Below are 12,701 nucleotides of genomic sequence, written 5' to 3' on the forward strand. Positions count from 1 at the left end.
TTGCCATGCGCAGACTTTCTGCCAATCGAAGCAGCCAGCCCGCCTGGCTGCTTCCTTTCGTCATCATCGCCGTCTGCCTGCTGAGCGGGCTGCCGCTCGCACGGCTGCTGTATGCGGGATTGCGATTTTCGCTTGAGGGCGGTGCCACCGGCCTTTTCTCGGAGCCTTCCACCTGGTTTGCCATCCGCAACACGCTGATGACCGCGACCGCAGGAATGGTGATTTCCGTTCTGCTCGGCGCAACCTTTGCCTTCGTCGTGACGCTCACCGACATCCGCGCGAAAGGCTTTTTCAGCTTCGCCTTCGTGCTGCCGATGATGATCCCGCCGCAGGTGACGGCGCTGGCCTGGGTGCAGATTTCGGGCCCGGCCAGCCCTTTGTTGAAGACGCTCGGCCTCGCGCCGCCGCTCGGCAGTCCGCAACCGCTCTATTCGCTTGGTGGTATTGCGCTGCTTTTGGGTGTCCAGCATGCACCGCTGGTGTTTCTGGCGCTGAAGGCCGGTCTTGCTTCCTTGCCGCGCGATGGTGTTGAGGCGGCGCGTCTGGCCGGTGCCGCACCGATGCGGGTTTTTCGCGATATCATTTTTCCGCTGGCCGTGCCGGGCCTGATCGCGGGGGCGGCGATCGCCTTCGTCTCCGGAGTCGGCAATTTCGGCATTCCGGCTATTTTGGGAATACCCGCATCTATCTTTGTGTTGCCCACGCTGATCTACAGCCGTCTCTCGAGCTTCGGAGCGGGCACGTTTGCCGAGATGTCGCAATTGTCCATGGTGATCGCCGTCATCGCCGGTCTGGGTCTTGTGATCCAGCAACGGGCGCTGAGGGGGAGGGATTACCGCATCATCGGGCTGGCGGGACAGAGTGCGGCCTTCTCGCTCGGGCAATGGCGTCTGATCGCTGAAGCCGGGTTTTCACTTCTGCTGTTTGCCGTTCTCGTCGCCCCCTTAGCGGCCCTCTTGGCCAGTTCGCTAGTGCCCACTTACGGCGTACCGTTGAACTTCCAGACCGTGTCGCTCGGTGCCTACAGCGAAATCCTGTTTCGCCAGTCCGTCACGCTGACGGCGTTTGCCAATTCGCTGTTCCTGGCCGGGACCACGGCCTGCGGGCTGCTGCTGTTCACCGTCCTCACCGCCTATCTGCTGACCCGACGCCCAGGAAAGCTCGCCAACATCATCACTGGCCTGATTGAAATTCCCTATGCGCTTCCGGGCATCGTGCTGGCCGTCGCCTTCATCCTGTTGTTTGCAGCACCGTTGCCGTTGGTGAACGTGTCGATCTATGGGACGATCTGGATCATCCTGATCGCCTATTTCTCCAGTTTCTTTGCGGTCAGCCTGAAGCCGGTGGCGAGCGCCTTCCTGCAGCTCGATCCGTCGCTGGAAGAAGCAGCCCGTCTGTCCGGTGCAGGTTTTGGCCGCCGCATGCGTGACATTCTCGTTCCGCTGATCGCACCGGCGGCGGGCGCTTCCGTGATCCTCGTCTTCCTCATTGCCTGTAGCGAGTTGACGGTTTCGGCGCTGCTCTGGTCGGCGGGCACGCAGACGCTCGGGGTAGCGATCTTCAATCTCGACGACAGCGGCAGTTCCGATCTCGCCTCGGCGCTATCCGTGCTTGTCGTCATCATGGTGGTCATTCTGATGCTGCTTTTGGAACTACTGGCAAAACACCTTCCGAGAGGCGTGCTGCCATGGCGCAATTGATCCTCAATCATCTCAGCAAGGATTTCGGTACCGGCCGCGCCGCTGTATCCGATGTCTCGCTGACGGTGCGGGAAGGCGGCTTCCTGGCACTGCTCGGACCATCCGGCTGCGGCAAGACGACGGTGCTTCGCATGATTGCCGGTTTCGAGCAGCCGAGCGATGGCTCGATCGTGCTGGGCGAACGCACGCTGGCCGATGCCGGCGGCGCGCTACCGCCGGAAAAGCGCAACATGGCGATGGTTTTTCAATCCTATGCGCTCTGGCCGCATATGACCGTTGCGCAGAATGTCGGTTATCCACTGAACGTGCGTGGCATAAAAGGCGCTGCGTGGGAGGCGCGCGTCAAGGATGCGCTTTCGGTCGTCCAGCTCGAAGAGTTCGCCGATCGCCGCCCGGCCGATCTGTCCGGCGGCCAGAGGCAGCGCGTGGCGCTCGCCCGCTGCCTCGTGACGTCACCGGACGTGGTACTTTTGGACGAGCCGCTTGCCAATCTCGACCGTCACCTGAAGGCGGCGATGGAGGAAACGTTTCGCGCGTTCCATGCCCGGTCCGGCGCGACGATGATCTACGTCACCCATGACCAGGGCGAGGCGATGGCGCTGGCGACCGACATTGCCGTGATGTCGGAGGGGCGGTTGATGCAAGTCGCATCGCCGCAGGAAATTTATGCACGGCCTGAAGGCCGGGTCGTCGGCGGGCTGGTCGGGCAGGGGGCCATTCTTGATCTGGCACTGGCTGCCCACGGGCCGCGCCTGGTACCATGGCCAGTGCTGGAAATGGCCTTCCGGCAAACAGATGGGCCGAGCCGTCCCGTGCTCGTGCGCCCCGAACACGTTATTGCCGATCCCGCAGGCATCCTGCTGAAGGTGACATCCTGTGTGTTCGAGGGCGAGCGGTTTGCCCTGTCGCTTCGCACGGCGGGCGGACAGGGTCTCAAGGCCTATTCCGCCCATGCCCTGGACTGCGGTGTTCTGCAGCCGTTCGTGATCCGCCAAGGTTGGCTGCTCTGAGATATCAGTTCGCGCCGGAGCATTGCCAGCGGATGACCCGGCAGCTGTCGGAATGGTTCGAACAGGATGCCAGCGCTGCGCGTTGCGCCTGCCTGCGCCCCGCTGCCCAGTTGGCGCCCCAGCCGCCATCGGCCCCGCGTGCCACCGCTCCACAGCCATTCTTGAACCAGATCGCCGTGCGGCAATCGTCGGCATTCCTGTCGCAATGCGACTGCGCGATCTCTTCAGCCTCCCAGCGCGAGTTGTAATCGTGTGACCAGCCGGTGGCCCCGGTTTCGGGCGACAGCGAGATCGCCCCGAAACTGTCGGCGTGGGCGATCACCGCGCTGACGCTGAGGAAAGCCAAAGCCGATATCGCCGCTTTGGCATTGCGTTTCCAGTTCGACATTCCGTTCTTCTCCCTGTGCCGTGCATCTGTCCGGCTGATCTTGCGAAGGTGAAACGGCCGATCAAGATCGATTATTCGCAATCACTGGATGACCCCAAAAATGGTGTCGAAGCGGCCGGTTAACGGGCAGGGATGAGATGCGGAGAAAGGCATTCGACTTTTACGCCCGATTGTCTAAAGTTGCCCCAATTGCATTCGGAAACTGCTGATGACCCTTCGCCTTGCCACCTTCAATGTCGAAAACCTGATGAGCCGTTTCGATTTCTCCGGCTTTCGCAACCACCTCAAGCAGGATCGCGTTCTCCGGCTCTTCGACGTCAAGAACGAGGCGGAATATCAGCGGCTGGAGGAAGCCCGCACCATCGCCTATACAGATGACACAAGGCAGATGTCGGCGCTGGCCATTGCCGATTGTGACGCCGATATTTTGTGCCTGCAGGAAGCCGACAACATGGCGGCGCTGCAGGCGTTTGAGTACGGCTACCTGTTCCGCATGGTCGGCAACGGCTACCGGCAGAAATACCTGATCGAGGGCAATGACAGCCGCGGCATCGACGTTGCCGTTCTGGTGCGCGAGGAAACCCGCGACGGCCAGAAGATCGAGTGCGTCGACGTCAAATCACACGCCGGCGTCACCTATGCCGATTTCGACCTGTTCAATGATGCTTTAGCTTCAACCAACGTGCCTGGCGACCGCATTTTCAAGCGGGATTGCCTGGAGCTTGATTTCCGCATCGGCGGCCGGCCGTTCACGCTGTTCGTCGTGCATTTCAAGTCGATGGGGCCGGCGCGCGACGGGCTGGATGGGCGCACGTCGACGATGCCGGTGCGCGCCGCCGAGGTCGCCGCCGTTCGCCGCATCATCGAGAACCGCTTTGGAGCGGATAACCTGGATGGCAAGATGTTCGCCATCTGCGGCGACATGAACGATTATCAGGAACGGGTCGATGTGCTGGGCGACCGCCGCAATGGCTATCGTTTCGTACCGCAGCAAGAGGCGCAGAGCGCGCTGGATGTGCTCAGCCGCGACGGTTTCGTCGAAAACGTCATGCGCCGGCGTCCGGAACTCGACCGCTGGACCCTGTTTCACAGCCGTGGACCGGACGAGCGGCACCTTTGCCAACTCGACTATATCTGGCTGTCCAAGGCGCTTGCCGAGCGCAATCTGGCCAGCGTGCCGGAGATCATTCGCGGCGGACAGCCCTACCGGACGATCTTTCCGAAGGGGCAGGAGGTCGAGCGCTATCCGAGAACCGGCTGGGACCGGCCGAAAGCTTCTGATCATTGCCCGGTCGTCATCTCCCTCAACGTCTAAAATTCCCGAGGCATGGTTTATGTCGAAACGCACCAGCAACATTTCCGGATGGCCCGACGAAGGTGTGATCTTTCCCGTCACGAGCATCGATGTGCGTGTCAGCGGCGAGCCGCATCCGTATTTCCATTCTCACACGGCCGAGATCGCGACCAATTGGGAGCGGGAGGTCGCCGCCAATCCCGCTCTGTTTGACGGCCGCATGCTCTTGATGAGGTCCCTTGAGAAACGCGACGGCGGGATTTCCGGCGAATGCCATATCGTTCCGTTCTCGGCGTTTTTGCTGTGGCGTAAAACCCGGCCTGCCGGTGCCGCCCTCCATTTGTTCGGCCTGCCGGTGATTGTTTCTTCCGACGCTGCCGTGATCGCCATCCGCATGGGGCAGCACACGGCCAATCCCGGCCGGGTCTATTGTGCGGCGGGCTCGCTCGATCCGGATGATATCCGCGGCGGATACTGCGACATCGACGGCAACATGGCGCGCGAGGTGCTGGAGGAGACCGGGTTGTCGCTCTCGGATGCCAGCAATATTTCCGGATTTCATGGCCTGCGTGGCCAGGACGTCGTCACGCTTTTTCGTGCCTATCATTTTGCCGAAACGGCGGCGGAGCTGATCGCGCTTATCGATGCCCATATCGCTGCCGATCCGGAACCTGAAATCGACGCTGCTCTGGCCATTCGCACAGCCAATCCGGGGCAACACCCCTATCCGCCCTTCATGCCGCCGGTGCTCGAATGGGTTTTCAACACCATACGATGACGCTTTTGCGCTTGCCGCAAGCTACCTGCCATGCAACGTCTGCTGACAGAAAACAGCAAAAGGAGATCATCGTGGCGCGTCGCTATGCAATCTACGACGTTTTCACCGCCAAAAGGCTGGAGGGAAACCCGCTCGCCGTTGTCTTTGATGGCGATGGCCTGAGCGATGCGGCGATGCAGGCGATTGCCGGCGAGTTCAACCTGTCGGAAACAGTGTTTTTGCAGCAGCCGCAAAAAACCGGGCATGCGGCGAAGCTGCGGATCTTTACTCCGGGCTATGAATTGCCCTTCGCCGGTCATCCGACGGTGGGGGCGGCGATCGCGCTGGCCGAGGACGGGCGCGCTTCTGAAGGCGAAGACTACGATCTCGTGCAGATGCTTGAGGAAAATGTCGGCCCGGTGCGCTGCGCCGTGCGCGGCAGGGCAGGCGAGGCAACTTTCGCCGAATTCGACGTGCCGCGCAAATCGGTCCGCCTTGAGGCCAAATTCGACCGGCAGGCGATTGCCGATGCGTTCAGCTTGAAGGCAACGCAGATCGGCTTCGAAAACCATGTGCCTTCATTTTGGAGCGCCGGGGTTCCCTTCGTGATGATCCCCGTTCACGATGTCAGCGCGGCAGGTGCCGTCGAATTCGATCCAGCCTTGTGGGAGCAGATAACTCCGATTGCCGAAGGGCGGCTCGCGGCGGCCTATCTCTACTGTCGCGGCGGCGTCAATCATGTTGCCCGCTTCCATACCCGGATGTTCGCCCCCGCCATGGGCATTGTCGAGGACCCGGCGACGGGCGCTGCGGTTGCGGCCTTTTCGGGCGCGATCCACAGCTTCGACCAGTTGATTGACGGGCATCACCCGTTCCTGATCGAGCAGGGCGTGGAGATGGGGCGGCCGTCGCTGCTGCACCTCCATATCGACGTCTCCGGCGGTGAAATCAGCACGGCCCGGATCGGCGGGCAGGCGGTGAAGATTGCGGCAGGCGAACTTTATCTTTGAAAAACAGCCTCTAAACAGCCCACACACATTTTTTTGAGGAATCCGAAAGAAAATCACCCGAGGAACTAGACAAGCCCGGCGAACCCCATTATACGCCGCATCACACCACAGCAATGTGGTTCTAGAGGCCGCAAACGAAGCGGTTCTGGCGGGTGATTAGCTCAGTTGGTAGAGCAGCTGACTCTTAATCAGCGGGTCGTAGGTTCGAACCCTACATCACCCACCATTCTTTTCAAATACTTACATCGGTATTGGTGAATTGGGGTTTCCAAGCGATTGGAAACGGTTTCCAATTCACGTTCCGTTCTTGTTCCTGAACGCGGCTGGTTCGATCTCGCTCCAGCGCTCTTCCATGAGCTTCATCGCGTCCTTGGCGAGGGTCTTCAAAGCGACCTCGCGCCCATAGTGCTGCACCATCTGGGCCGACATATTGCAGATCGCGCCAGCCTGGTTCTCAGTGCATCCAACTTCCAGCAGATTGATAATCGCGTTCTTGCGCAGCCCGTGAAATACGATCCGGTTTTCGCGGAATCGCTTGAACTCTTCCTTGTCCATCATCTTCTGCCATTCGTTCCGAAAACTGTCGGCGCTGGCATAGGCATGGGTGCGGACCCCGGCATGCAGCATAACGCTGTCGCTGGTCGGCACCTTCTCGATCCATTTCCGATAGACCGTGTGGATAGGTATCCAGACGGTCTTTTTCGTTTTCTGGGCCGTCACGGCTATGACGTTTTCGCCGGCTTTCGGCTTTACCATCGCCAGAACGTCGCCTTGGCGCTGGCCGGTGAAGAATGCCGACATGCAAATCATCTGCATGTGGAAGGGTGCATGCTCGAATATCAGCTCGAAAGCCCAGTTCGGCCACGGCACCCAAGGGTCACCACCGGGGATCTTCTCTGTGTGCTCCACCGGATTGGTCAGGCAATAGCCTCTTGGGATGCCCCAAGCCATCAGGCGCGAGAGGAAGGCCCGAAATTGGTTCGCAGTCGCCGGAGTGTCGCCGAGCGTGTCTATGGCCTCCTGAGCGTCCACTGTCGTCAGATCGGCGGGCAGATCGTCGCCCCAGGACGCGATAATCATCTTCCCTGAAGCTTTGTATCCGCGTTGCGTTGATGCTGAGAGCGCCGACCAGAACGGATTCTTGTCGTCTTGGAAGGTCTCAACCAGCGACTTGAAGTCTTTGACGCCATCCCGGCCGCGACGAACGAAAGCCTCGTGAGCCTTGGCAGCTTCGGCCCAGAAGGATTTTTCCTTATGGCTGGGCAGGCGCTTGCCGTCCAGCAGCAATCCCTTGTCGTCGCGATCCATTGCCTCGCAATAGGCCAGCCGCTCGATGAACTCCTTTGTCATCGGGTCGGGCAGTGCGATCGAAGGCCACGCGGCGGCCGTGTTCCTGAATTTTGTGTAGAAGGTGTAGACCGTCACGCTACCGCGCTTGTTCGTCTTGGTGACGCGGTGAACGTGTTTCGGCAGCTCAACCATGCCGCTCTTGCCCGATCTTACCACGGAACTTTGCTCCCAATCCTGACGGCGCGTTCGGTACATTGATGTTCATCGCGCGGTCAAGATCGTCACGATACCAGAATTTTCGCCGCGTGCTGTCCACAACACGCGGGTTTGGATACGTCTTCCCGACCCGATCGAGGAAATCCTCGACATGCTTTTCGCCACAGTAGCCAGCCGCCATTTCCGCATTCATTCGCGGTGGCCAGCTGCCGGCGGGAACGAGGGATGCTCGTCTGACCGTCATTCCTTCCGCTCCTTTGCGTCTCTGAAAGCGGCGGGGTCGAAACCCGGCAGTGGGCCGCGACCGTGGCGGGTGGCGCGCTTGGCGCGGATACGGGCGATGGTCTCGGGTCGCTGAAGCTTTTCGAGGTCAGCTTCGCCGCAAGCCATCAGATCGTACCCGGCGATAACGCAGAGCGATGTCAGCGTAAGTAGGGCAGCGCCGATTTCCTTGGCCGGTTCGCCTACTGGCCGATCCCAACTGTAATCGACAAGGCGATGCATATCCTCGCGGGACATGCCAAAGGCCTGCAATGTCTCGTTCACCTCTTCCGCGAAACGCGCTCGGCGCTCCTCGACGTCGGTCGGATCATCATGGAAAAGCGCAAGGTGAGCCGCGGCAACTCGGTCCTGCCACCCCTCCTGCACGGATAGCGGCTGCTGGGCGAGGGAACGGCGGTTCCATTCTTGCCCGTGTCCCCATTCCTCGCCAGTCTCAAGGCTGCAGGAGCAGTTATCGCATTGATAGATGGTGGATTGCCTACGGTCGCCGTAGCGCTCGATAGACGCACTGCCACCGCAGAAAGGGCATGGCTTGAGTATGTCGCTCACTTGCTCTCCTCCTTTGGTGTGGGAGTGGAGAGGGCGGAACGGATGCTGGCAAGTTCAATACGGGCATGAGACTGCACGTCATCAAGCGTCATCTCGATATCGTCTAAGCCCATCAAAAGCGGTTCCCGCGTCAGACTCTCAATGAAGTCGATTGCCTTTTCCAGTGCGAGACCCTGTTTCGCCTCCACGCCCTGTCCTGCAGTTACAGGGGCAAGCGCATTCGGCGCGGGCGGAGCCGGGGTGTCGGTTCGATCAAGCTGCATTTCCCCGCGAACCCAACTTTCGCGCTGGGCCTGCCACATGGCCTGCTGTTCTGCAGGCGTCATAGCCTCAAGCTTTTCCTTGGCCGCTTCGATCAGCTTCATCAGCGCGGCCGATGTCTTCAGGTTGGACGGCATGCCACCGTGGATGTGGGCTGACGTCTTCACTGAGGGTGCGGGGTCCGTTGCGGACGTACCATGGGTGGGCTGGGGAGCGGCGAGACTTAGATGCAGAGCGAAAGCTCGGTTGAGGGATTCCACCAGAGCAGCGGCCCGTTCCCTTGTATCGAGCGGCACGGTAACACCAGAGGCGTCATCCCTTGCGCTGAACCAATGGCGTTGACCGTCAGACGAGCGCGACACATGGAATGGGCCATCTGGTGCCGCTACCGGCTCCTGTGCTGGACTTGAGAGGGCGGCAAAATTGAGGAGTGCCTGATAGACCGATTGAACTTCTTCGGTCATCCGTGGTGTGGCGCTATTGAGCGTGAACAGTACGCGGAGCATTTCCTCTGTTGGTTCTTCTGGCACAATCGTCATTGCTGATGTCCTTTCTTCCCGCGAAGGACAGACGGCGACAGGATCGAACCGTTGTTAGCGCGGTATGTCAGGGAACCGTTCTCGAAGCCGACAGCGCCATTGAGAAGCAGCTCTGTGCCTTCCGCCATGAAGCGGTCGATATTCTCAGGGTTTGCCGCCAACGAAGAGACAATCATTCCCGCGATTTCCATCGCTGGTTCGCCGGATTGAAATCCGACAGCGGTGGCGACCTGCGCGATCTTGGCAATCATCGCTTCCGCGCTGCTATCGCCCATGGCGACAGATCCGATGTGTTCAATTTCAGCCATTGTTGTTCTCCTGGTAGAGTGACCGGCGGGGAAGCTCGGGCTTCGGCACTCGCTTGGCGGCCTTCTCGGATTGCGGGAATGGAGCGGACTTGATCGGCGCGGCCTTGCGGGCAAAACCAAGGAACTTCGCTTCCCGACGTTTCGCCTCGGCAATCACCGCGACATCGACCTTGGTTTTAGGAGCGTGGCAGCACTCGACACCGAGCAGCTTGCCGTCTTCGGCCGTCAGCTTCCGGCTTTTGTCGACCTGCAGCGCGTCGGGGATCGTGTGATCGATATGATAGGGCTTCGCTCCGAGCACCAGGCCGCAGCCTTCGCAGCATATCCCGTGCTTGGGATGCAAAGCCCGCTTCACGATCTGGGCATAGACGGTCTTGGTGAACTCGCGGCGGCTCATGCTGCACCGCCTTTCGATGCGGCTGGCGCTTGGTCGATTTGGTAGCCAAGGCCAGACAGCCGGAGTTTCAGATGATGTTCTTCCGTGGCTCGCTTGGCCCGCTCCAGCGGAGACAATTGTTCCACCGCCTTTGCCTTGATAGGCGGCAGGCCGAATTTCTCGAGATACTTTCGGGAATGCTTCGCCCAGACCTTCCGGCCCCAGCTGGTCGCGCCGAACTCCCAAGGGCGAGCGGCGCGCAAAGCCTTCTTGCGGGCGGCGAGATCGGCGTCGGCCGGGAGGTTGCGGTGAACCTCGCCGATGACGCTGGAAGCGGTTTTCTGCCAGTCTATCATGCGGCCACCGCCTGCCCCAGAGCGACAAGCTCCGGTATTTGATCGGGCCATATCCACCAGACCGGAAAGGCGCCTTCCTCTTCCGCACGCCGAAAGTCGCCGCCGTTGGTGACACGACGCCCGAAGCTGTCGAAGCACATGGCGGTGAAGTGCTTGCCGCGCCATCCCTTCTTTTCGCCGTGTTCGGTGTTGTTGTACTGAGGATGGCAGGTCAGCCACGACGAGGCCTTATTCACCCAGTGCTGATGGCAGGTGAACTGCTGGCCTTCGAAAGGGGGAGCAATTCGGGTCACGCTCATGCCGCCACCTTCGCAATCTGGTCGATGTTGCCGTGCTGTACCGAGAAGGTGTAGGCGACCACCCAAGGATTGGCCTGCCACGCGCCTTCGCCGTTGATGGCGTTCCAAAGGTCGCCGTAGGCATCACGCGCCTTTGGGCAGAGCTTGCCGTCAGTTTGAGACTTCCACCAGCCGGGATGATCAGGCGCAGGCTCGACGCCTTCTGCCCTCGCGTCGGTCTCGCTGATATCCTGCAGCCGTTCAATGCGAACGTCGGTGACCGTCAAGGTGAGGCGGGAAGCCCAGCGCGGCATGTGAATGGAGGGCTTCTTGAGCCAGACAGCATAGGGGTCAGGAGCGGCGAAGGATCCATTGCGCAAGCCTTCTGGCCCATAGGTCCGGTTCCCTACGTTCTTTGGGTCGCCATCGGCTGCGTAGTGCACAGGATCGCGCCTACGGGCAGCGAGAGGCGGTGGAGAGATTTCGCAGCCGCCAGGCGTCGTGCCATAGCTGTACATCTCCGCGATCCACCAGCTTTCACGCACCCAAAGTCGGTCGCCGGTGTTGATGCGGGTCGGCACCTTCGCAAGGCATCCGCTTATCTCGGCGCACGCATAAGGTCCGTCGTCGTCGATTTCCAGCGTGCCGGGAACCGCCCACTTCGGGAGGGTGAACAGCCGCCGCGTCTGCGTCTTAGTCCCGGCGGTCAGCGCGCGAACCATCGGCGCCGAAAAAAGGATAGGTCTGTCAGCCATTACTTGCTCCTCCGAACGCCAAGCGCTTCGTGAATGTCCTGGTAGTTTTCGGCTATGATCGGCTTTGTCCGCTTGTGCTGGCGACGGAGCGTGGCGATCTTCTGCTTTCGCTCGGCGACGGCGGGCAGGGCTCTGGCGAGCTTCCGAGCGTCGATGCGGCCTTTCCACCAGTCGCAGATTTGACGGACGATCCGGTTCATCGCGAAGCCTCCGCATTGGCGAAAGCCAAGAGCGCCGGCTGATAAGCGAGCTTCCTCAACTTGGCTCGCATTCTCGAATCGTCGCGGATCACCGGGCCGGTATTGCCATCGATGCGTCCCGGCTCCGGAGGTACCGCCATAGGCTCTACCAACGAGCGCAGGATCGGGAACCGGATCAAGGAACCAAGCTCGACGGTCGTGTAGTAGCTTCCGCCTTTCATGACGTCGGCTTCGGTGTAGTCGCCTGCCCATACGAGCGGATAAGCGTAGTTGGCGTTATTCGGACGCCAGAAGGTGACGTAAGGCCGCCGGTTCCACTCGACGCGGAGATCGCAGATCAGGAACGGGCCGGGAGTAATCAGGGTATCAGTCATACCGTCCTCACTCGTGCGTGCTTCGCAAAATCAATGAAACGGAGGTCGTTCCAGCAATCGGATATCTCAAGCCACCACGAATATTTCGCAGCGCTTCGGGACTGGGCTGGGACGATTTTGGTGTAGCCGTCGAATGAGACGACGAACGCCTTCCAAGGCTTTTCGAGCGTCTTGAGATGATCGACTAGCGTGTGCCTGCCGAGATCGGTGACGCTGAAAAAAGCCATGTCGTCGCGTTGGCCCGTCTTCTTCCAATTCAGGGAAGCGGAGAACGAACGGGCTTGAGCGCCGTTCGCGTCCGTCGCGAAATAGTTGCGGTATGATTCCTGAAGTGGAAAGATCGGACGGCCGAGCGCATGGTCGATGTGATCCATGGACTTGTCCTTGAGGGACCGGTTTACGCTTGGGTTCTCGCTCATGACGCGATCCTCCCCATAGCTCGGAAGTTCGACTGGCAAGTGCGCCAGGCTTCGATGATCTGCTCGCACTTGCCGCGCGTGTTTCGGTATTCCTCATCGGCCGCGACGGCGGTGTAATAGAGTTCGCAGGCCTCGCGGTATTCATCAGAGGTCACTGCCTTGGCCTCCCGCTCGGCAACGCTGCCGGTGGAAGCCAAGAACACCTTGGCCTTTGCGATCTTTCGCTGATCGTCCCGGCGCTCCCGCATCGCTTTTGCTCCGGCGGCCGGGTTGGCTTGAAGTTCAAGCGTGTCGAATGCTGCGTGAACGGTCTCGTCGCGGATGATGAAGTGGGCCATG

General features: G+C 60.4%; 19 protein-coding genes and 1 tRNA gene. 6 read left to right on the plus strand and 14 right to left on the minus strand.

The annotated features are described in order from the left end of the window. Window positions 1-5: 5 nt before the first annotated feature. Entirely contained in the window at window positions 6-1,700 is a 1,695-nt protein-coding gene (locus tag ACP7BS_RS02230) for an ABC transporter permease (protein ID WP_426235755.1), read from the plus strand. After that, entirely contained in the window at window positions 1,688-2,710 is a 1,023-nt protein-coding gene (locus ACP7BS_RS02235; RefSeq protein WP_426235757.1) for an ABC transporter ATP-binding protein, read from the plus strand. Before ACP7BS_RS02230 ends, ACP7BS_RS02235 begins: the two co-directional genes overlap by 13 nt. Before the next feature lie 4 nt (window positions 2,711-2,714). Here ACP7BS_RS02235 and ACP7BS_RS02240 read toward each other — a convergent pair whose 3' ends face one another. Continuing rightward, a complete protein-coding gene (locus tag ACP7BS_RS02240) occupies window positions 2,715-3,098 on the minus strand; it encodes a DUF4189 domain-containing protein (protein WP_426235759.1) in 384 nt (127 codons plus the stop codon). Window positions 3,099-3,306: 208 nt separating this feature from the next. Between ACP7BS_RS02240 and ACP7BS_RS02245 the strand changes: the two genes are divergently transcribed. The 4 genes from ACP7BS_RS02245 (at window position 3,307) to ACP7BS_RS02260 (ending at window position 6,385) form a co-directional block, all read left to right on the plus strand. Then, window positions 3,307-4,413, plus strand: coding sequence for an endonuclease/exonuclease/phosphatase family protein (locus ACP7BS_RS02245; RefSeq protein ID WP_426235761.1), 1,107 nt, complete (start codon window positions 3,307-3,309; stop codon window positions 4,411-4,413). A gap of 19 nt (window positions 4,414-4,432) precedes the next feature. Next, on the plus strand, window positions 4,433-5,170 hold the full coding sequence (locus tag ACP7BS_RS02250) for an NUDIX hydrolase (protein WP_426235763.1): 738 nt from the start codon (window positions 4,433-4,435) through the stop codon (window positions 5,168-5,170). Window positions 5,171-5,241: 71 nt separating this feature from the next. Continuing rightward, window positions 5,242-6,159 (plus strand): PhzF family phenazine biosynthesis protein, encoded by a 918-nt coding sequence (locus ACP7BS_RS02255; protein ID WP_426235765.1) that lies wholly within the window; start codon window positions 5,242-5,244, stop codon window positions 6,157-6,159. Window positions 6,160-6,309: 150 nt separating this feature from the next. Next, window positions 6,310-6,385, plus strand: a tRNA-Lys gene (locus tag ACP7BS_RS02260). A 68-nt stretch (window positions 6,386-6,453) separates the two neighbouring features. On the opposite strand, the gene ACP7BS_RS02265 is transcribed toward ACP7BS_RS02260, so the two are convergent. The 13 genes from ACP7BS_RS02265 to ACP7BS_RS02325 are packed head-to-tail and all read right to left on the minus strand — an operon-like array spanning window position 6,454 to window position 12,700. Continuing rightward, the gene (locus ACP7BS_RS02265; RefSeq protein ID WP_426235767.1) at window positions 6,454-7,641 is read right to left on the minus strand and encodes a hypothetical protein; all 1,188 of its coding nucleotides are present in this window, start codon (window positions 7,639-7,641) and stop codon (window positions 6,454-6,456) included. Continuing rightward, a complete protein-coding gene (locus ACP7BS_RS02270; RefSeq protein WP_113316733.1) occupies window positions 7,634-7,858 on the minus strand; it encodes a hypothetical protein in 225 nt (74 codons plus the stop codon). Before ACP7BS_RS02270 ends, ACP7BS_RS02265 begins: the two co-directional genes overlap by 8 nt. 47 nt (window positions 7,859-7,905) lie before the next feature. Next, window positions 7,906-8,496, minus strand: a complete 591-nt coding sequence (locus ACP7BS_RS02275) for a Lar family restriction alleviation protein (RefSeq protein ID WP_426235769.1) — start codon at window positions 8,494-8,496, stop codon at window positions 7,906-7,908. Continuing rightward, entirely contained in the window at window positions 8,493-9,296 is an 804-nt protein-coding gene (locus ACP7BS_RS02280) for a hypothetical protein (protein WP_426235771.1), read from the minus strand. Before ACP7BS_RS02280 ends, ACP7BS_RS02275 begins: the two co-directional genes overlap by 4 nt. Beyond that, on the minus strand, window positions 9,293-9,604 hold the full coding sequence (locus ACP7BS_RS02285) for a hypothetical protein (protein WP_426235772.1): 312 nt from the start codon (window positions 9,602-9,604) through the stop codon (window positions 9,293-9,295). The genes ACP7BS_RS02280 and ACP7BS_RS02285 overlap by 4 nt, the downstream gene beginning before the upstream one ends. Next, window positions 9,597-10,001, minus strand: coding sequence for a hypothetical protein (locus ACP7BS_RS02290; RefSeq protein ID WP_426235774.1), 405 nt, complete (start codon window positions 9,999-10,001; stop codon window positions 9,597-9,599). Before ACP7BS_RS02290 ends, ACP7BS_RS02285 begins: the two co-directional genes overlap by 8 nt. Beyond that, window positions 9,998-10,336: a hypothetical protein gene (locus ACP7BS_RS02295; RefSeq protein WP_426235776.1), complete on the minus strand. Its 339-nt coding sequence runs from the start codon at window positions 10,334-10,336 to the stop codon at window positions 9,998-10,000. The genes ACP7BS_RS02290 and ACP7BS_RS02295 overlap by 4 nt, the downstream gene beginning before the upstream one ends. Beyond that, window positions 10,333-10,635 (minus strand): hypothetical protein, encoded by a 303-nt coding sequence (locus tag ACP7BS_RS02300; protein WP_426235778.1) that lies wholly within the window; start codon window positions 10,633-10,635, stop codon window positions 10,333-10,335. The genes ACP7BS_RS02295 and ACP7BS_RS02300 overlap by 4 nt, the downstream gene beginning before the upstream one ends. Then, window positions 10,632-11,369, minus strand: coding sequence for a hypothetical protein (locus tag ACP7BS_RS02305; RefSeq protein WP_426235780.1), 738 nt, complete (start codon window positions 11,367-11,369; stop codon window positions 10,632-10,634). Before ACP7BS_RS02305 ends, ACP7BS_RS02300 begins: the two co-directional genes overlap by 4 nt. Further along, window positions 11,369-11,569, minus strand: coding sequence for a hypothetical protein (locus ACP7BS_RS02310; RefSeq protein ID WP_426235781.1), 201 nt, complete (start codon window positions 11,567-11,569; stop codon window positions 11,369-11,371). The genes ACP7BS_RS02305 and ACP7BS_RS02310 overlap by 1 nt, the downstream gene beginning before the upstream one ends. Then, window positions 11,566-11,943, minus strand: coding sequence for a hypothetical protein (locus ACP7BS_RS02315; RefSeq protein WP_426235783.1), 378 nt, complete (start codon window positions 11,941-11,943; stop codon window positions 11,566-11,568). The genes ACP7BS_RS02310 and ACP7BS_RS02315 overlap by 4 nt, the downstream gene beginning before the upstream one ends. After that, a complete protein-coding gene (locus ACP7BS_RS02320; RefSeq protein WP_426235784.1) occupies window positions 11,940-12,362 on the minus strand; it encodes a hypothetical protein in 423 nt (140 codons plus the stop codon). Before ACP7BS_RS02320 ends, ACP7BS_RS02315 begins: the two co-directional genes overlap by 4 nt. After that, window positions 12,359-12,700, minus strand: coding sequence for a hypothetical protein (locus ACP7BS_RS02325; RefSeq protein WP_426235786.1), 342 nt, complete (start codon window positions 12,698-12,700; stop codon window positions 12,359-12,361). The genes ACP7BS_RS02320 and ACP7BS_RS02325 overlap by 4 nt, the downstream gene beginning before the upstream one ends. Window position 12,701 lies beyond the last annotated feature (1 nt).

The organism is Pararhizobium sp. DWP1-1-3 (assembly GCF_049896125.1).
Classification (GTDB): domain Bacteria; phylum Pseudomonadota; class Alphaproteobacteria; order Rhizobiales; family Rhizobiaceae; genus Pararhizobium.